The organism is Halomonas sp. LBP4, assembly GCF_003202205.1.
Taxonomy (GTDB): Bacteria; Pseudomonadota; Gammaproteobacteria; order Pseudomonadales; family Halomonadaceae; genus Halomonas; species Halomonas flagellata.
The window spans coordinates 297,574-314,637 of sequence record NZ_PDOG01000004.1 but is presented as its reverse complement, the minus strand read 5'-3'; the positions used below and the strand labels follow the sequence as shown (position 1 = coordinate 314,637).

Here is a 17,064-nt window from a genome sequence, read left to right as displayed (position 1 = left end):
GAAGGAGGCGAGACCATGCAGCGACTACTGGCGGCTTTCTATGGCGACGATTTCACCGGCTCGACGGAGAACCTGGCGCAGTTCGGCCGCCATGGCCTGCGTGGCCGGCTGTTCTTCTCCAGCGCCAACCGCGACACCATCCTGGAGATGGCTCCCGAACTCGATGTGGTGGGGCTGGCGGGAACGGCCCGGGGCCTGGCCCCGGCGGCGATGACCCGAGAGGTCGAGCCGGCCCTGGCGCTGATCGAAGCGCTGGATCCCCGGATCAAGCAGTTCAAGGTGTGTTCGACCTTCGATTCGTCGCCGACGGTGGGCAGCATTGGCCATGTCATGGAACTGGCCAGGCGGCGCTGGCCAGGCTGTGCCCTGCCGGTGCTGCCCGCCACCCCGGCCTTCGGGCGATTCACGGCGTTCTCCCACCTGTTCACGCGCTACCAGGGCGAGATCTGCCGGCTCGACCAGAACCCGGCCATGGCCCACCACCCCTCGACGCCGATGACCGAGGCGGACCTGCGCCGGCACCTGGCGGCCCAGACAGCCATTCCGGCGGCGGCGGTGACGCTGCTCGACTATCGTGCGCCGGACGGTGGCTGGCAGGCGTTGTGGTCAGCCGCCGAGGCGGAGCGCTTCGCGGTCCTCGACGCCACCGACCAGGCCGAACTGCAGCATGCCGCCGAGTTGATCCTGCGCCTGGCCGACCGGCGACCCACGCTGGCGGTGGCCGCCCAGGGGCTGGCCGATGCCGTGGGGCGCGTGGTGACCCGCGATACGGCGGAGCGGCAGCCGTTGCCGACCACCTACCCCGGCGTGGCCCGGCTGCTGGTGCTGTCCGGCAGTTGTTCGCCGCAGACCCGCGGCCAGTTGGCGCACTTCGAGTCCCGGGGCGGGGCGATCCTGTCGCTGCCGCCCGAGGAGGCCCTACGCGATGCACCGGGCCTGGCCAGGCGGTTGGCCGGCCAGGTGGCGGCGCTGTTCGGCGAGGGCCGTGATGTCGCCGTGGCGACCTCGCGCGGTGAGGCAGATGTGGTCGCCGACCTCTCCACCGAGCGTCTGGCGACGGCCGTGGGCGAGGTCTTCGCTCGCCTGACCCGCGAGGTGCGGGATGCCGGCGACCTTCACCGGGTGGTCTTCGCCGGTGGCGATACCTCGAGCCATGCCATGCGCCAAGTCGGCGCCGAGGCACTGGAGCTGGTGGCCTTCGACGAGGCCCAGGGCGGCCACCTGTGTCGCCTGGTCGCCACCGGTTCGCCGATCGACGGGCTGGAGGTGGTGCTCAAGGGCGGTCAGATCGGCGGCAAGGATTTCTTTACGCGGGTGAAACGCGGCACACAGGGGCACTGAATAGCTCTCGCTTGCGAGACGCCACTCCCCGTGAATGACACGAGAGGCTGACCTGACGCCCTTGTGGTGGCTGACGATATTGTGCACCAGCCGGTCACGCTGGGTGTTTTCCTTGCCTCCGTCGGGTTGCGGTGTCGCTTGGTTTCTCGAGGCGCGGGTCTGGATTTCTGCGCTACCTGCTGATAGCTTCGAGCCCTCCACGAAAGTCGAGAATCCCGGCCCATGCATCTCCAGGGTACCACGATGCGTGCGAGGCCCGTGTGTGTCGGCTTTTGCCAGGTAATGGCAGCATAGGCGCCTCCTATCGCCCCCATGTCGCCATTCAATTTAGCCAATCGGCCGACAAGGGGTACCATGGCCCCTGTATCCAGATTCACCACCCACCCATCAAGGAGTTATCCACGGATGTCCCTGATCAACACCGAAGTCAAGCCGTTCAAAGCCACCGCGTTCCACAATGGCGAGTTCATCGACGTCACCGAAGAGAGCCTGAAGGGCAAGTGGAACATCTTCTTCTTCTATCCGGCCGACTTCACCTTCGTCTGCCCCACCGAGCTGGGTGACCTGGCAGACAACTACGAGGAGTTCAAGAAGCTGGGCGTCGAGATCTACGGCGTCTCCACCGACACCCACTTCACCCACAAGGCGTGGCACGACAGCTCCGAGACCATCAACAAGATCCAGTACCCGATGCTGGCCGACCCGACCCTGGCCATCTCGCGTAACTTCGAGGTGCTGATCGAGGACGCCGGCCTGGCCGAGCGTGGCACCTTCGTGATCGATCCGGAAGGCAAGATCCAGATCGTCGAGATCAACGCCGGCAACATCGGCCGCAACGCCGAGGAGCTGCTGCGCAAGGTCAAGGCCGCCCAGTACGTGGCCGCCAACCCGAACGAAGTCTGCCCCGCCAAGTGGCAGGAAGGCGAAGCCACGCTGGCGCCGTCCCTGGACCTGGTCGGCAAGATCTAAGGAAACGCTGATTCATTGCTGCGCTCGAGTTCTTTTGTGAAGGGATGGCCACCGGCGGTGCTCGAAATCCTCACCTAGTACCGCATAGGCTCCGGTTTCTGCGCTCCGGCGGCGGCCAACCTCTCTTCGCTCGCGACATGAATCAGCTGTTTCCTACGTAGAATCAAAGCGAGGCCGTCCCCCGGCCTCGCCCGTCCTTACCCGGGTGGATCCCGCCCGGGTACCCCTTTCGAGTCCCGATGCCGTTTGCGCGACACCCCCGCGGTCGTCGTCATGGGCGGGTCGTGACGCCTGACACCCGAACATGAAGGAACCCGCTGTCATGTTGGACGACAATCTGAAAAGCCAGCTCAAAGGCTATCTGGAAAAGGTCACGCAGCCATTCGAGATCGTCGCCTCCCTCGATGATGGCGCCAAGTCACAGGAACTGCATGGTCTGCTGACCGATATCGCCGGCCTGTGCGACAAGATCACCCTGCGTACCGACGGCGAGGACGCCCGCAAGCCCTCCTTCGCCCTCAATCGCCCGGAGGAAGATACCGGCCTAGTCTTCGCCGGCCTCCCCATGGGCCACGAGTTCACCTCCCTGGTGCTGGCGCTGCTGCAGGTCGGCGGTCATCCGCCCAAGGCGAGCCGAGAGGTGATCGACCAGATCAAGGGCCTCGAGGGCGAGCTGCGCTTCGAGACCTACTTCTCGCTCTCCTGCCAGAACTGCCCGGACGTGGTGCAGGCGCTGAACCTGATGGCGATCCTCAACCCCGGCGTCCACCACGTCGCCATCGACGGCGCCTTGTTCCAGGATGAGGTGGAAGAGCGCCAGGTGATGTCGGTGCCGAGCCTCTACCTCAACGGCGAGCCCTTCGACCAGGGGCGCATGAGCCTCGAGCAGATCCTGGCCAAGGTCGATACCGGTGCCGCCGAGCGCGAGGCGGTCAGGCTCAGCGACAAGGACGCCTTCGACGTGCTGGTGGTGGGCGGCGGCCCCGCCGGCGCCGCGTCGGCCATCTACGCCGCCCGCAAGGGCATCCGCACGGGGGTCGCCGCCGAGCGCTTCGGCGGCCAGGTGCTCGACACCCTGGCGATCGAGAACTTCATCTCCGTGCAGGAGACCGAAGGGCCCAAGCTGGCCGCGGCCCTGGAGGAGCACGTCAAGCAGTACGACGTCGACATCATGAACCTGCAGCGGGCCGTCGAGCTGGTCCCGGCCGCCCGGCCCGGCGGCGAGCATGAGGTGCGGTTCGCCTCCGGCGCCAGCCTCAAGAGCAGGACGCTGATCCTGGCCACCGGTGCCCGCTGGCGCCAGATGGGCGTGCCCGGCGAGGAGGAGTACCGCAACCGCGGCGTGGCCTACTGCCCGCACTGCGACGGTCCGCTGTTCAAGGGCAAGCGCGTGGCGGTGATCGGGGGCGGCAACTCCGGCGTCGAGGCGGCCATCGACCTGGCCGGCCTGGTCGCCGAGGTCACCCTGATCGAGTTCATGGACGAGCTGCGTGCCGATGCGGTGCTGCAGAAGAAGCTGGCCAGCCTGCCCAACGTCACCGTGATCAAGGGGGCGAAGACCACCGAGGTCAAGGGCGACGGCACCCGGGTCAACGGCCTGATCTTTGAAGAGCGGGCCACGGGCGAGGCGAGGACGATCGACCTGGAGGGCGTCTTCGTGCAGATCGGCCTGGTGCCCAACACCGAGTGGCTCGAGGGCTCCCCGGTGGAGCTCTCCGGGCGCGGCGAGATCATCACCGACGAGCGCGGCATGACCTCGATACCGGGCGTCTTCGCCGCCGGCGACGTCACCACCGTGCCCTACAAGCAGATCGTCATCGCCATGGGCGAGGGCTCCAGGGCCGCGCTGGGCGCCTTCGACCATCTCATTCGAAGCTGACACGTACCGATCCGCTGCCCCGGGGCAGCCAGGCCCCCGCCGGCCACGCCGGCGGGGGCGCTTGCGTTCGTGGACCGGGCCGAGTCATCAAGAGATGAAATTTACAGTCCAGTTTTCAGTATCGGAGCCAATCTAGGTATAGTTAGGACAAGTCCAGCCGTTTCAGGAGACCACCATGGAGCCGCCATCGGGACCCCCTTCATTCTCTCCCGGCCGGCGCGTGACGGCGCATCCGGCGGGGCAGTCGGCACTGGCCTTCGAACGGGCGCCGGTGGGCCTGGCCGTGGTCGATGGGCGTGGCCTGCTCCAGGCCGCCAACTCGCGGTTCTGCGCCCTGGCCGGCCTGCCGCTGCGGGCCGCCCGCGGGCGGCCGGTGGCCGAGCTGCTGCCGGTGGCCGAGGCACTGGCGGCCGACGAGGCCGATGACGTGGTGCCGACATGGCATTCCCTCGGGCGCGACGCCCCCGCGGGCGTTTCCCGGGAGCTGCTGGTCGCCGTGCAGCCGGTCGACGAAGGGAATTCGAGATTGCTGACCCTGGTGGCGCTGGACGAGGTCATGGCCGCGGTGCCCGGCCAACATGCCCTCACCGGCCTGGCCAGCGCCTGGCTCTTCCGGGATCGCCTGATCCACGCCATGGAGCGGGCCGACCGCCTCGACCAGGGGCTCGCCCTGCTGTTGATCGAGCTCGATGACCACCAGACGCTGCCCGGGCGCGTCGGGCCGGCGGTCGCCCGGGAACTGGAGCGCCAGGTGGCTCGTCGCCTCGAGCGGACATTCCGCAGCGAGGACAGCGTGGCGTTGCTGGGCAGGGCGCGCTGGGGGGTACTGATCGAGCATCCGGTCTCTGTGCTGGGTCTCCAGACCACCGCCCAGCGCTTCCTCGAGGCGATGGATGCCCCCTTCGATGCCGCCGGCCGGCCGCTGCTGCTGACCACCTCCATCGGCATCGCCCGCTACCCCGAGGACGGCGAGAGTGAGGAGGAACTGATGAAGCGGGCCCAGGAGGCGCTATCCCGGGCCGGCAAGGCGGGGCACGGTCGCCACGACTTCGTCGATGCCCGTCTGCGGCGCCGCCTCGAGGAGCAGGAGGCCGTCCGTCGCCAGCTTCAGGAGGCCTTGCTGTCGCCGAGCAAGCACTTCCATATCGTCTACCAGCCCCAGGTCGATTCCATCGATGGAACCTGCCGGGGACTCGAGGCGCTGGTGCGCTGGCAGCACCCTCGCTGCGGCCTGCTGGATCCGCGAGACTTCCTGCCCGAGGTCGCCGAGATGGGCCAACTGATCCGGTTGGATCGCTGGGTGCTGGAGCGGGTCATCCTCCAGCATCGGCAGTGGCAGGAGGAGGGCTCGGCGCTGGCGACCCTCGGGATGTCGGTGAACCTCGATGCGGCGATGCTGGAGCAGTCGGTCTTCGACAGCCGCCCCCTGGATCACTTCCTGCGCCAGCAGGCGGAGGATCTCGCCTGGCTCTCGCTGGAGATCGAGGGCGCCGGCCTGGCGGCCAGGGGCAAGGCACATGCCCACCTGCTCAAGCGGCTCGAGCAGTTGGGCGTCGCCCTGGTAGCCGACGAGCTGGGTTGCGACCCCCTCGACCTGCTCCAGCTCTCGGCGCTGCCGGTCACGCGGGCCAAGGTCAGTCGGCGGCTGGTCAGCGGGGTCGGCCGCGGCCCCAATGCCGATCGTGCCCTGGCGGCGCTGGCGCCGTGCCTGGCGGCACTGGGGCTGCGGACCGTGGTGGTGGGGGTGGAGACCCACGCTCAGCTGGAAGCGGTTCGCGGGCTGGGCTTCGCGCTGGTGCAGGGCAATCTGTTCTCGCCGCCGCTGGGCGTCGCCGAACTGGCGGCCTGGCACGCAACTTCACAGCAGTGACGGGGCGTGCCGCCGGCCGAGGATGAGTGGTCGGAGGAGCGGGGCGGTCAGGCCGAGGCGTTGAGGCGCCCGGGCTGGCGGCCGGTGCGACCGCGGGGGTCGTAGAGGGTCTTTTCCGACACCTCATGGATGAAGTCGAGCATGCGCTGGTTGTGCGCCAGGCGCATGCCCAGCAGCTGGCCGGCCAGGCGATTGAGGCGGTCGGCCCGCTCGGTCGCGCCCAGGGTGGCCTCCCAGCCCGCCAGGCAATCGGCATCCCGGGCGGCTGCCCGGGCGCCCTCGTGGCCGTCGCGGTAGCCCAGGCGCCGCTGCACCTGGCGGCGCAGCTGCTCCATGCCCTCGAGCTCGGCCAGCAAGGCCTGTTTCTCCGTGGCGATCCGCTCGAGCCGGCTGCCGTCGATCTGCCCGGCGGTCAGCGCCTCGAGCTCCTCCTCGAGCAGGGTGACGAGGGCCGCGAGGCGTCCCTGCTGGTCGTTCAGCAGCCGCGCCAGGCTCATGCCTCGTCTTTCCCCAGCATCTCGCGCACATTGGCGATCAGGCCGTCGGCGATCCGGTCGGCGCGGATCTCGAGGCGCCCCTCGCGGATCGCCTCGCGAATCTCCTCGACCCGCGCGGTGTCGATGTCCTGGCTGCCGTCGGCCGCATGCCGGTTCAGGTGGGTCGCCGCCGCCGGACCGGCATCCTGGCCGCTCGCCTGGCTTGCGCTCCTGACCTTCTGGGGCTCGTCGCGCGGCTGGGGCTGGCCGGGGCGGATCAGCGGGTTCTGGTTGTCGATCTTCAAGATGGTTGCCTCGTGACCGGTGCCTTTGTCCAGAAAGTGAGTCCAGAGAGTGAGTCCAGGACGTGAGTGTCTGGGTGCTTGACCGGACTATCGGCCGTCTCGACGGAAACTTTAGGCCTGCCGACGCTATATGGCTAGGAACTCAGAAGTCCACGGCGAGCCGGGCGTCACCGACGACCGTGGCGGTGATCAGGTCGCGGTTGGCAAAGCGCACCCTCACTCGCTCGCCTTCCCCCCCGGGCTCCAGGGCCTCGCCTTCGCGGGTCACGCGAAAACTCGCTCCCTGCGCTTCGACCGTCACCTGCTGGCCGCGTTCGACCAGTGGCCGGGCCTGGAACTGGTGGGCCTGCAGAGGCGAGCCGCTGGCCAGCCGGCGCTGGGCGACCTGGCCGAGGACTTCCGCCTCGTCGACTACCGCCTGGCGCGGCAGTCGGCTCAGGTCGCCGCGGCGGGTCTCCAGCAGCTCGTCGGTGATCGTGGTGCCCGGCGCGATGTCGCGTGCCGCGACCGGATAGTCGCCGATCACGCCCACTTCCGCCTGCAGGTAGCGCACCTGGCGGCCTTCCTCGCCGCAGCGCACGCCCACCGACACCCGGCCGAGCACCGGCCGGGAGGCATGGGTCAGGAACGGCTGCGGCGCCTCGCAGGGCGGCAGGTGGGCGGACGGCGGACGCACCTCGATGACCACTTCCTCGCCATGCCCCTGCGCCTGCTCATAGAGGAAGGCATGCACTCCGGTCATCAGGGCATCGCCCGCCAGGGTCGGCTGAGGCACGAACAGCCACGCCAGCGCCAGGCAGGTGCCGAGGAGCCTCGTGGAGAGGGGGCTTGGGCGGTGGGAAGAAGCATCGGGCATGGCGCGCTCGCGAGGGTCGGATGGGACGCTAGGAGCATTCTAGCGGGGCGGACGAAAGCGAAAGAGTCGAAATGGACGCGGAAAGCGGGACTGTTCGTTCCTTTGGGATGACGCCGGGCTGGCTATTCTCCATCGTCAACGAATTCCGTATTCAGGGGGAGCGCCGTCGTGATCGATCAGCTCGAAGCCGCCTTCAACGTCCATCAGCAGGCCCTGGGGCTGCGCCAGCAGCGCCACAAGGTGCTGGCCAGCAACATCGCCAACGCCGACACGCCGGGCTACAAGGCGCGAGACATGGACTTCGCCAGCGAGCTGAAGAAGGCCGTGGAGCATGGGCGCAGCGGCGGCAAGGGGCTGGCGCTCTCCCGCACCGCCGAGGGGCACATCGCCGGCCAGGGGATCGCCCCGGCCAGCGGCGGCCTGCTCTACCGCGTGCCCGACCAGCCCAGCCTCGACGGCAACACCGTGGACATGGATCGCGAGCGCACCCAGTTCGCCGACAATGCGGTGCGCTACCAGGCCGGCCTGACCATCCTCAACAGCCGCATCCAGGGCCTCAAGACGGCCATGCAGCCCGAATAAGGAGCCTCACCCATGTCGATGTTTTCCGTGTTCGATATCGCCGGCTCGGCGATGAGCGCCCAGTCGCAGCGCATGAACGTCACCGCCAGCAACCTGGCCAACGCCGACAGCGTGGCCGGGCCGGACGGGGAGGCCTACCGCGCCAAGCAGGTGATGTTCGAGAGCCGTGCCGCCGCCCAGGGGATCGGTGGCGTCGGGGTACGCGAGGTGGTCGAGGATCCCTCGCCGATGCGCATGGAGTACCGCCCCGAGCACCCGCTCGCCGATGACGAGGGCTACGTGGCCATGCCCAATGTCGAGCCGGTGCACGAGATGGTCAACATGATCTCCGCCTCGCGTTCCTACCAGGCCAACGTCGAGGTCATGAACACCAGCAAGCAGATGATGCTGAAGACCCTGACCCTGGGCGAGGGCTGACCGCCATGACCACCACCATCGATTCCAGTGTCATCGGCCGCATGAATGCCGGCGCCTCCGGCAGCGTGGATGCCAGCCAGTCGGCCGAGCTGCGCGACAACTTCATGACCCTGCTGATCACCCAGCTGCAGAACCAGGACCCGCTGAATCCCATGGAGAACAGCGAGATGACCTCCCAGCTGGCCCAGGTCAATACCGTCAGCGGGATCGAGGAGCTCAACGAGACCCTGAGCGGCATCACCAGCCAGATCGATGCCGGCCAGACCCTCCAGGCCACGGCGCTGATCGGCCAGGGCGTGCTGGTGCCGGGCGACCGGGTCCTGCTCGAGACCGATGCCGAAGGGCAGGTGCATACCACGCCCTTCGGCATCGAGCTCGGGGAATCCGCCGACAACGTCCAGGTGACCATCACCAATGCCGATGGTCAGGTGATCAACCGCTACGACATCGGCCCGGCCAAGGCCGGGGTGGAGTCGTTCAGCTGGGACGGCAAGACCAGCGAGGGCGAATCCGCCGTGCCGGGCGCCTACCGGGTCGGCATCGAGGCCACCCGGGGTGACGACAGCCTGGACGTCGAGACCCTCAACTTTGCCGTGGTCAGTGGGGTGACGCCGTCCGATGACGACGGCGGCGTGCGTCTCGACCTGGGCGCCGTCTATGGCCAGGTCGCCCTCGACCAGGTCAGGCAGATCCTGTGATTCGCATCCGCCATCGCAACTGCACCACCACCAAGTCAAGCCAGTAGGCAGAGGAACCAGACATGGGCTTTTCACAAGCACTCAGCGGCCTGAATGCCGCGGCGTCGAAACTGGGCGTGTTGGGCAACAACATCGCCAACTCGCAGACCGTTGGCTTCAAGGCCTCCAATTCGCAATTCGCCGATGTCTTCGCCAGCTCCAGGGTTGGTCTAGGCACGCGTGTTTCGGCCACGTTGCAGAACTTCAACGCAGGCAATATCGAGGCCACCAACCGCGAGCTCGATCTGGCGATCAGCGGCCAGGGATTCTATCGCTTCGAGCAGGGCGGCGAGATCGTCTATTCGCGCAACGGCCAGCTCAGCATGACGCCGGATGGTTTTCTCGAGAGCGCCACCGGCGCGCGCATCATGGGCTACGGCCTGAACGCCGCCGGCGAGGTGCAGACCGGCGGCCAGCCCCGGGTGTTGAATGTCTCGGCTGATGAGATGCCGGCGAGTGCCACCACCGACGTGGCGACGACCCTCAACCTCGATTCCCGCGAGGTAGTGGGGGACGAACTCAGCCAAGTGGAGGTCAATGAGCTAGGTGGTGGTACCCAGACGCTGGACTACCACTATTCCAATAACTTCACCACCTTCGATTCGCTGGGCAATCCGCGCAATATCGCCGTCTATTACGAAAAGACCGGCTCCAATACCTGGGATGCCAAGGTGGTGATGGATGGCGCTTATGACGAAACCCAGGCCAATGACTTTACCGTCGCGTTCAACCAGAACGGTACCTTGGATGCAATAACCGATAGCGGGGGCGCTGCCGTGCCAGGCAATATCCCGCAAATCCTGTTCAACTCCGCTTCCATGGGGGGGGATCCTGAAGACCTGGAGTTCGACCTCGATCTGGCCGGCTCCACCCAGTTCGGCAATGAGTCCACCACCAGTTCCCTGACCCAGAACGGCTACACCTCCGGGGCGCTGGTGGGGATCACCATCCAGGGCGACGGCACCATCATGCGCAACTACGCCAACGAGCAGTCGCGCCCGGCCGGCCAGATCGCCCTGGCCTCCTTCCGCAACCCCGAAGGGCTGAAACCGGCGGGCGACAACGCCTGGACCGCGTCCGCCGCTTCCGGGCAGGAGCTGGTCGGCGCGCCGGGTAGCGGGCTGCTGGGTTTGATCGAGTCGAATGCCATCGAGACCTCCAACGTCGACATGGCCAGGGAACTGGTCGACATGATCGTTACCCAACGCGCCTACCAGGCCAATTCCCAGACCATCAAGACCGAGGACGAGGTCCTGCAGACCGCCATCAACCTGCGCTGAGGCGTCTGACCGGGAGCCTGAACCATGGATCGTATTCTCTACACCGCCATGAGCGGCGCCAAGCAGAGCATGGACCAGCAGTCGGTGGTCAGCCACAACCTGGCCAACGTCGACACCGCCGGCTTCCGTGCCCAGCTGCACGCCATGCGCGCGGTGCCGGTGCAGGGCGAGGCGGCGCTGGCCACCCGGACTTCGGTGGTGGCCTCGACCCCGGGGAGCGACTTCACCCCCGGGCCGATGACCACCACCGGTCGCGAGCTCGACGTGGCGCTCGAGGGCAATGCCTGGATCGCCGTGCAGGCGCCGGATGGCGGCGAGGCCTACACCCGCCGTGGCGACCTGCAGGTGGACGGCGATGGCCTGCTGATGATCGCCGGACGCCCGGTGATCGGCGAGGGCGGACCGATCATCGTGCCGCTGGGCTCGAGCGTCTCGGTGGGCGCCGACGGCACCCTCAGCGCCATCGGCCCCGGCGAGGATCCTGACGCCCTGGTGGATGTCGGTCGCCTGAAGCTGGTCACTCCCGACGAGTCGCTGCTGCGCGGCGAGGATGGCCTGTTCCGCCCGGCACCGGGACCGGAAGGCGACGTGGCGGCGCTGCCCGCCGACGAGAATGCCAGGGTCGCCAGTGGCGCCCTGGAGGGCAGCAACGTCAGCGCCATCGAGGCCATGGTGTCGATGATCGACGTGGCCCGCCGCTACGAGATGCAGATGAAAGTCATCGGCACCGCCGACGAGAACGCCCAGCGCGCCAACCACCTGTTGTCGATCCAGGGCTGATGCGCCCCCGGCACGAGGAAATCCCGACATGATCAAGTCACTCTGGACGGCCAAGACCGGCCTGGAATCCCAGCAGGTCAAGCTGGACGTCATCTCCAACAACCTGGCCAACGTCAGCACCAACGGCTTCAAGCGCTCGCGGGCGGTGTTCGAGGACCTGCTCTACCAGAACCTGCGCCAGCCCGGTGCCCAGAACGACGTGCAGAACCGCCTGCCGTCCGGCATGCAGGTCGGCACCGGCGTGCGCCCGGTGGCCACCGAGCGGCTGCATACCCAGGGCGGGCTCGAGCACACCGGCAACTCCCGCGACCTGGCGATCAACGGCAACGGCTTCTTCCAGGTGCTGATGCCCGACGGCTCCACCGCCTACACCCGCGACGGCAGCTTCCAGCTCGACGAGAACGGCCAGATGGTCACCGCCAACGGCTACCCGCTGGAGCCGGCGATCATCATTCCCGACAACGCCCTCTCGGTGTCGGTCGGCGAGGATGGCATCGTCTCGGTGACCCAGCCGGGCACCACCCAGTCGCTGGAGGTGGGGCAGATCTCCATCTCCACCTTCGTCAACCCCACCGGTCTCGAGAGCATCGGCGGCAACCTCTACCGGGAGACCACCTCCTCGGGCCCGCGCAACGAGACCATGCCGGGCATGAACGGCGCGGGGCGGTTGTTCCATGAGTACGCGGAGACCTCCAACGTCAATGTGGTGGAGGAGATGGTCAGCATGATCCAGACCCAGCGGGCCTACGAGATCAACAGCAAGGCGGTGCAGACCAGCGACGAGATGCTGGCACGCCTGGCGCAGCTGTAAGGCCGCCCGGCCGGGAGAGAGTGTGATGAGACGGTGGATTCCCCTGCGTCCGGCGACGCTGCTGCTGGCGCTGGCCATGCTGATACTGGGCGGCTGCGCCCAGATTCCGCGGGCCTCGGTGGTCGGCGAGCAGGAGCAGATCGCCATCCCCGATCGCCCGGCATCGCTGGCCAACGGCTCGATCTATCAGGCCCAGCGTGGCTACCAGCCACTGTTCGAGGATCGTCGCCCACACATGGCCGGTGAAATCCTGACCATCGTGCTCGACGAGCAGGTCAGCGCCAGCAAGAACTCGCGGTCGAACATGAACCGCAACGGCTCGGCCAGTCTCTCCTTCGCCGATCTGCCCGACGCCATGGAGCGGCTCGCCGAGTTCGGCTTCGACCTCGACGGGGCCAGCGACTTCATCGGCGGCGGTGGTTCCGAGGCCAACAACAGCTTCACCGGCACCATCACCGTCTCGGTGCTCGAAGTGATGCACAACGGCAACCTGCGGGTGCGCGGCGAGAAGCAGATCGCCATCAACCAGGGGGCGGAATTCATCCGCTTCTCCGGGGTGGTCGACCCGCGCACCATTACCGGCCAGAACACCGTGCCCTCCACCTTGGTGGCCGATGCGCGCATCGAGTATGTGGGCGACGGCTACATCAACGAGGCGCAGCACCTGGGCTGGCTGCAACGCTTCTTCCTCAATGTCTCGCCTTTCTGACCGGGGTCAGCATGAGCACGAGTAGAGCCATCAAGACCGCTTCCTCCCTCCTCGTTACGCGGCTGCTCATCCTGCTGCTGGCCGCCCTGCTGGCGCTGCCGGCCCAGGCCGAGCGGATCCGCGAGCTGGCCAACTTCGCCGGCGTGCGCGACAACGTCCTGGTGGGCTACGGCCTGGTGGTGGGGCTCGACGGCACCGGCGACCAGACCATGCAGGCGCCCTTCACCGGCCAGAGCCTGACCAACATGCTCTCCCAGCTCGGCATCACCGTGCCGCCGGGCACCAACATGCAGCTGCGCAACGTGGCGGCGGTGATGGTCACCGCCGACCTCCCGCCCTTCTCGCGGCCCGGCCAGCGGCTCGACGTCAACGTCTCCTCGGTGGGCAACGCCCGCAGCCTGCGCGGCGGTACCCTGCTGATGACCCCGCTGAAGGGCGCCGACAGTGACACCTACGCCATCGCCCAGGGCAACCTGGTGGTGGCCGGTGCGGGGGCCGAGGCTGGCGGCAGCAGCGTGCAGATCAACCAGCAGGCCGGTGGGCGCATCGCCGGCGGTGCCATGGTCGAGCGCGAGGTGCCGGTGGACCTGGGGGCCAACGGCGGCCTGCTCGAGCTGGAGCTCAAGGAGGCCGACTTCGGCACCGCCCAGCGCGTGGTGAGCGCCATCAACAGCGAATTCGGCCGTCCGGTGGCGGCGGCACGCAACGGCCGGGTGATCGCCCTGGACGGGCCGGCCAACGACAATTCGCGGGTCAACTTCATGGCCCGGGTGGAGAACATCCGGGTCACGCCCACCGAGGCGCCGGCCAGGGTGGTGTTCAACTCGCGCACCGGCTCGGTGGTGATGAACAGCGCCGTCACCCTGCATCGCGCCGCGGTGGCCCACGGCAACCTCTCCATCGTCATCGACACCCGCTTCGGCGTCAGCCAGCCGGCGCCCTTCAGCGAGGGCGCGACGGTGGTGATTCCCGACAGCGACATCGAGATCCAGCAGCAGGACGCCTACCTGCGGGTGGTGGAGGGCGCCGACCTGGTCGATGTGGTCAACGCCCTGAATGCGCTCGGCGCCACGCCCGACGACCTGATGGCGATCCTCGAGGCGCTCAAGGCCGCCGGCTCCCTGCGTGCCGACCTGGAGGTCCTGTGATGGGCATGGAGGACGTCGGCAGCCGGTTCGCCCTCGACATGCAGGGCCTGCAGCGGCTCAAGCACAGCGCCCGCCAGGACCCGTCGGCGGGCGTGCGGGGCGCCGCCCAGCAGTTCGAGGCGCTGTTCATCCAGATGATGCTCAAGAGCATGCGCGACGCCGTGCCCACCACCGGGCTGATCGACAGCAAGCAGACCGCGTTCTACCAGTCGCTGCTCGACCAGCAATGGTCCCAGACCATGGCGACCCGGGGCATCGGCCTGGCCGACAGCCTGGTGGCCCAGCTCGAGGGCAGCGGCATGGTGCCGGCGCGGCAACAGCAGGGCAGCGATATCGACGACTTGATCGCCGGCATCCCCCGTGGTGCGCCGCGACCACTGCGGGACGCCCTGCGCCCCCAGGCGGCCGATGACGAGCCCGAGCCGGTCGAGGCCGCCGAGAAGGCCCGGGTGGCCGAGGCGATCGCCAGGCCGGAGAGCTTCCTGGACGAGCTCGAGACGGCCTCCGCCGGCTTTATGGAGCGGCTGGCCGCGGTGCCGGCCGGCGAGCGGGCCGCCGCGGCCGACCGCGACGCCGTCACGGCCACAGGCCAGGCGACCCGTGCCGGCGGCAGCGACGGCGCAGCGCCCGACCATGTGCAGGCCTTCCTCGACCGGCTTTCCGGCCCGGCCCGGGCGGCCAGTCGCACCACCGGCGTGCCGGCCGAGCTGATCCTCGCCCAGGCGGCGCTGGAGACCGGCTGGGGGCGCCACGAGATCGCCACCCGCGAGGGCGGCAACAGCCACAACCTGTTCGGCATCAAGGCCGGCAGCGGCTGGCAGGGACCCACCACCGAGGTCACCACCCACGAGTATCTGGATGGCCGGCGCACGAAGGTCATCGACAGCTTCCGCGTCTACGACTCCTTCGAGGCGGCCTTCACCGACCATGCCCGGCTGATCGGCGACAACCCGCGCTACGCCCGGGTGACCGCCGCGCCCGATGCCGAGCAGGCGGCGCGGGAACTGCAGGCCGGTGGCTATGCCACCGATCCGGCCTACGCCGACAAGCTGATCGCGGTGATGGACACCCTGGAGGCGGTGGAGCCCCGCGGCGGCGAGTCGCTGGTCTTCTTCAGCTATTGAGCCCGGTCGAGAGGCGCGGCGGTGGCCTCAAGTTCCTCCCGGCATGGCCGATAAGGGAAGCATTGGCCTAAGGACACGACAGCATGAGCATCTTTTCCATCGGGCTCAGCGGCCTCAACGCCGCCCAGAACGCCCTGAACACCACCAGCAACAACATCAGCAACGTCTATACGCCGGGCTACAACCGGGAACTGGTGCTCCTGGGGGAGAGCCGTGCCGACGGTGGGGTGCGGGTCAACGACATCCAGCGTCAGTTCAACCGTTACGTGGCCGACCAGCTGAATGCGGCCACCAGCAGCTCCAGTGCGCTGGCCGCCTACCAGGGCCAGGTCAGCCAGATCGACAGCCTGCTGGCCGACCGCGAGGCCGGGCTGGCGCCGCTGATGCAGAACTTCTTCTCGGCGCTGGAAGACCTGGCCGGCACCCCCTCCGACCCGGCGGCCCGTCAGGGCGTGCTCGGCACCGCCGACACCCTGACCGCCCAGTTCCGCGCCTTCGACGGCTACCTGCAGGACATGCAGGCGGGCCTCAACGGCCGGATCGCCGACGAGGTCACCCAAATCAACAACACCACCGAGCAGCTCACCACCCTCAACCGCGAGATCGCCCTGGCGCGTGCCCGTCAGGGCGAGGCGCCCAATGGCCTGCTCAACCAGCGCGACCAACTGGTGCACGAACTCAGCGAGCGCATGGACGTGCGCCTCAACGTCCAGGACGGCAAGACCTACAACATCAGCCTGCCCAATGGCCAGCCGCTGGTGTCCGGCACCGACCACTACCGCCTCGAGGCCATGGACGCCCCCGGCGATCCGCAGCGCACCGTGCTCGGCTATCGCGACTCGGGCGGCAACCTGGTCGCCCTGCCGGAGAGCACCGTCAAGGGCGGCACCCTGGGCGGGCTGATGGACTTCCGTGCCGAGACCCTGGACAAGACCCAGAGCCAGATCGGCCAGCTGGCGGTGTCGCTGGCGGTGGGGGTCAACGAGCAGCATGCCAGGGGCATGGACCTCAACGGCGAGCAGGGCGGCGACGTCTTCTCCATCGGTACGCCGCGCGCCTACTCCCATGATCGCAATGGCGGCACGGCGGAGATCGGCGCCACCCGCTTCGATACGGGGAATATCGATCGGCTGCGGGCCACCGACTATACGGTGCGTGTGGTCAATGCGCCGGCAGGGGCTCCCGAGGACTTCCAGGTGATCCGCCAGGACAATGGCCAGGCCCTGGATGCCGACGAGGTGAGTTTCGATCCGGCCGAGGGTGAGCTGAGCTTCGGTGGTGTGGTGCTGACCTTCGACGATGCGGCCAACCTGCTGGTCAACGACCGCTTCGAGATCCAGCCGACTCGCCGCGCCGCGGCCGACATGCAGAGCAATATCCGCGACCTGGACAAGATCGCCGCGGCCCAGCCGGCCAATCCCGACGATGATCCGGCGGACTGGGTCTTCACCGGCACCGGCGACAACCGCAATGCCCTGGCGCTTCAGGGCCTGCAGGACGAGCTGCTGGTGAGTGGCCGGGCCTCGCTGAGCCAGGCCTATGCCGGCATGGTCAGCGACGTCGGCAATCGGACCAATATCGTGCAGGTCAACCTCGAGGCGCGCCAGGGCCTGACCGACCAGCTCGAGGCCGTTCAGCAGTCCGAGTCCGGGGTCAACCTCGACGAGGAGGCCGCCAACCTGCTGCGTTACCAGCAGTTCTATTCCGCCAATGCCCGGGTGATCGACACCGCCTCCACGGTGTTCGACACCATCCTCGGCCTGCGCAACTGATCCTGAGG

Annotated in this window: 17 protein-coding genes; 14 read left to right on the top strand and 3 right to left on the bottom strand. The window is 68.0% G+C overall.

Annotated elements, in window-relative coordinates; all coding sequences use genetic code 11:
* Positions 1-15 precede the first annotated feature (15 nt).
* From CR157_RS14865 to CR157_RS14850, 4 genes are all read left to right on the top strand, one after another.
* Positions 16-1,341 carry a four-carbon acid sugar kinase family protein gene (locus tag CR157_RS14865; protein ID WP_110284308.1) on the top strand — a complete coding sequence of 442 codons (1,326 nt, stop codon included), beginning with the start codon at positions 16-18 and terminating at the stop codon, positions 1,339-1,341.
* A gap of 405 nt (positions 1,342-1,746) precedes the next feature.
* A complete protein-coding gene (gene ahpC, locus CR157_RS14860; protein WP_110284307.1) occupies positions 1,747-2,310 on the top strand; it encodes an alkyl hydroperoxide reductase subunit C in 564 nt (187 codons plus the stop codon).
* 322 nt (positions 2,311-2,632) lie between these two features.
* Positions 2,633-4,189 carry an alkyl hydroperoxide reductase subunit F gene (ahpF, locus tag CR157_RS14855; protein WP_110284306.1) on the top strand — a complete coding sequence of 519 codons (1,557 nt, stop codon included), beginning with the start codon at positions 2,633-2,635 and terminating at the stop codon, positions 4,187-4,189.
* Positions 4,190-4,364: 175 nt separating this feature from the next.
* Positions 4,365-6,059: an EAL domain-containing protein gene (locus CR157_RS14850; protein WP_110284305.1), complete on the top strand. Its 1,695-nt coding sequence runs from the start codon at positions 4,365-4,367 to the stop codon at positions 6,057-6,059.
* Between the two features lie 47 nt (positions 6,060-6,106).
* Here CR157_RS14850 and CR157_RS14845 read toward each other — a convergent pair whose 3' ends face one another.
* From CR157_RS14845 to flgA, 3 genes are all read right to left on the bottom strand, one after another.
* The gene (locus tag CR157_RS14845) at positions 6,107-6,556 is read right to left on the bottom strand and encodes a flagella synthesis protein FlgN (protein WP_110284304.1); all 450 of its coding nucleotides are present in this window, start codon (positions 6,554-6,556) and stop codon (positions 6,107-6,109) included.
* On the bottom strand, positions 6,553-6,840 hold the full coding sequence (flgM, locus tag CR157_RS14840) for a flagellar biosynthesis anti-sigma factor FlgM (protein ID WP_110284303.1): 288 nt from the start codon (positions 6,838-6,840) through the stop codon (positions 6,553-6,555). The genes CR157_RS14845 and flgM overlap by 4 nt, the downstream gene beginning before the upstream one ends.
* 142 nt (positions 6,841-6,982) lie before the next feature.
* Positions 6,983-7,696, bottom strand: coding sequence for a flagellar basal body P-ring formation chaperone FlgA (gene flgA / locus CR157_RS14835; protein ID WP_110284302.1), 714 nt, complete (start codon positions 7,694-7,696; stop codon positions 6,983-6,985).
* 168 nt (positions 7,697-7,864) lie between these two features.
* Here flgA and flgB point away from each other — a divergent pair, with 168 nt between their 5' ends.
* From flgB to flgK, 10 genes are all read left to right on the top strand, one after another.
* A complete protein-coding gene (gene flgB / locus CR157_RS14830) occupies positions 7,865-8,278 on the top strand; it encodes a flagellar basal body rod protein FlgB (RefSeq protein WP_110284301.1) in 414 nt (137 codons plus the stop codon).
* Between the two features lie 12 nt (positions 8,279-8,290).
* Positions 8,291-8,695, top strand: a complete 405-nt coding sequence (gene flgC, locus CR157_RS14825; protein ID WP_110284300.1) for a flagellar basal body rod protein FlgC — start codon at positions 8,291-8,293, stop codon at positions 8,693-8,695.
* A 5-nt stretch (positions 8,696-8,700) separates the two neighbouring features.
* Positions 8,701-9,393, top strand: a complete 693-nt coding sequence (gene flgD / locus CR157_RS14820; RefSeq protein ID WP_110284299.1) for a flagellar hook assembly protein FlgD — start codon at positions 8,701-8,703, stop codon at positions 9,391-9,393.
* Between the two features lie 62 nt (positions 9,394-9,455).
* Positions 9,456-10,712, top strand: a complete 1,257-nt coding sequence (flgE, locus tag CR157_RS14815; RefSeq protein WP_110284298.1) for a flagellar hook protein FlgE — start codon at positions 9,456-9,458, stop codon at positions 10,710-10,712.
* A gap of 24 nt (positions 10,713-10,736) precedes the next feature.
* Positions 10,737-11,492: a flagellar basal body rod protein FlgF gene (locus CR157_RS14810; protein WP_110284297.1), complete on the top strand. Its 756-nt coding sequence runs from the start codon at positions 10,737-10,739 to the stop codon at positions 11,490-11,492.
* A gap of 28 nt (positions 11,493-11,520) precedes the next feature.
* Positions 11,521-12,303, top strand: coding sequence for a flagellar basal-body rod protein FlgG (flgG, locus tag CR157_RS14805; protein ID WP_110284296.1), 783 nt, complete (start codon positions 11,521-11,523; stop codon positions 12,301-12,303).
* A 25-nt stretch (positions 12,304-12,328) separates the two neighbouring features.
* The gene (locus CR157_RS14800; protein ID WP_110284295.1) at positions 12,329-13,012 is read left to right on the top strand and encodes a flagellar basal body L-ring protein FlgH; all 684 of its coding nucleotides are present in this window, start codon (positions 12,329-12,331) and stop codon (positions 13,010-13,012) included.
* Positions 13,013-13,023: 11 nt separating this feature from the next.
* Complete coding sequence (locus CR157_RS14795; protein ID WP_110284294.1) at positions 13,024-14,160, top strand: flagellar basal body P-ring protein FlgI; 1,137 nt, start codon at positions 13,024-13,026, stop codon at positions 14,158-14,160.
* On the top strand, positions 14,160-15,284 hold the full coding sequence (flgJ, locus tag CR157_RS14790) for a flagellar assembly peptidoglycan hydrolase FlgJ (protein ID WP_110284293.1): 1,125 nt from the start codon (positions 14,160-14,162) through the stop codon (positions 15,282-15,284). The genes CR157_RS14795 and flgJ overlap by 1 nt, the downstream gene beginning before the upstream one ends.
* An 83-nt stretch (positions 15,285-15,367) precedes the next feature.
* Positions 15,368-17,056, top strand: coding sequence for a flagellar hook-associated protein FlgK (flgK, locus tag CR157_RS14785; RefSeq protein WP_110284292.1), 1,689 nt, complete (start codon positions 15,368-15,370; stop codon positions 17,054-17,056).
* Positions 17,057-17,064 lie beyond the last annotated feature (8 nt).

Excerpts from the sequence above, each read along its gene's own strand:
- flgK (WP_110284292.1), top strand. The coding sequence starts at position 15,368 with ATGAGCATCTTTTCCATCGGGCTCAGCGGCCTCAACGCCGCCCAGAAC.
- flgJ (WP_110284293.1), top strand. The coding sequence starts at position 14,160 with ATGGGCATGGAGGACGTCGGCAGCCGGTTCGCCCTCGACATGCAGGGC.
- CR157_RS14800 (WP_110284295.1), top strand. The coding sequence starts at position 12,329 with ATGAGACGGTGGATTCCCCTGCGTCCGGCGACGCTGCTGCTGGCGCTG.
- CR157_RS14810 (WP_110284297.1), top strand. The coding sequence starts at position 10,737 with ATGGATCGTATTCTCTACACCGCCATGAGCGGCGCCAAGCAGAGCATG.
- CR157_RS14865 (WP_110284308.1), top strand. The coding sequence starts at position 16 with ATGCAGCGACTACTGGCGGCTTTCTATGGCGACGATTTCACCGGCTCG.
- flgG (WP_110284296.1), top strand. The coding sequence starts at position 11,521 with ATGATCAAGTCACTCTGGACGGCCAAGACCGGCCTGGAATCCCAGCAG.
- flgA (WP_110284302.1), bottom strand. The coding sequence starts at position 7,696 with ATGCCCGATGCTTCTTCCCACCGCCCAAGCCCCCTCTCCACGAGGCTC.
- flgC (WP_110284300.1), top strand. The coding sequence starts at position 8,291 with ATGTCGATGTTTTCCGTGTTCGATATCGCCGGCTCGGCGATGAGCGCC.
- flgE (WP_110284298.1), top strand. The coding sequence starts at position 9,456 with ATGGGCTTTTCACAAGCACTCAGCGGCCTGAATGCCGCGGCGTCGAAA.
- CR157_RS14795 (WP_110284294.1), top strand. The coding sequence starts at position 13,024 with ATGAGCACGAGTAGAGCCATCAAGACCGCTTCCTCCCTCCTCGTTACG.
- ahpF (WP_110284306.1), top strand. The coding sequence starts at position 2,633 with ATGTTGGACGACAATCTGAAAAGCCAGCTCAAAGGCTATCTGGAAAAG.
- CR157_RS14850 (WP_110284305.1), top strand. The coding sequence starts at position 4,365 with ATGGAGCCGCCATCGGGACCCCCTTCATTCTCTCCCGGCCGGCGCGTG.
- ahpC (WP_110284307.1), top strand. The coding sequence starts at position 1,747 with ATGTCCCTGATCAACACCGAAGTCAAGCCGTTCAAAGCCACCGCGTTC.
- flgD (WP_110284299.1), top strand. The coding sequence starts at position 8,701 with ATGACCACCACCATCGATTCCAGTGTCATCGGCCGCATGAATGCCGGC.
- CR157_RS14845 (WP_110284304.1), bottom strand. The coding sequence starts at position 6,556 with ATGAGCCTGGCGCGGCTGCTGAACGACCAGCAGGGACGCCTCGCGGCC.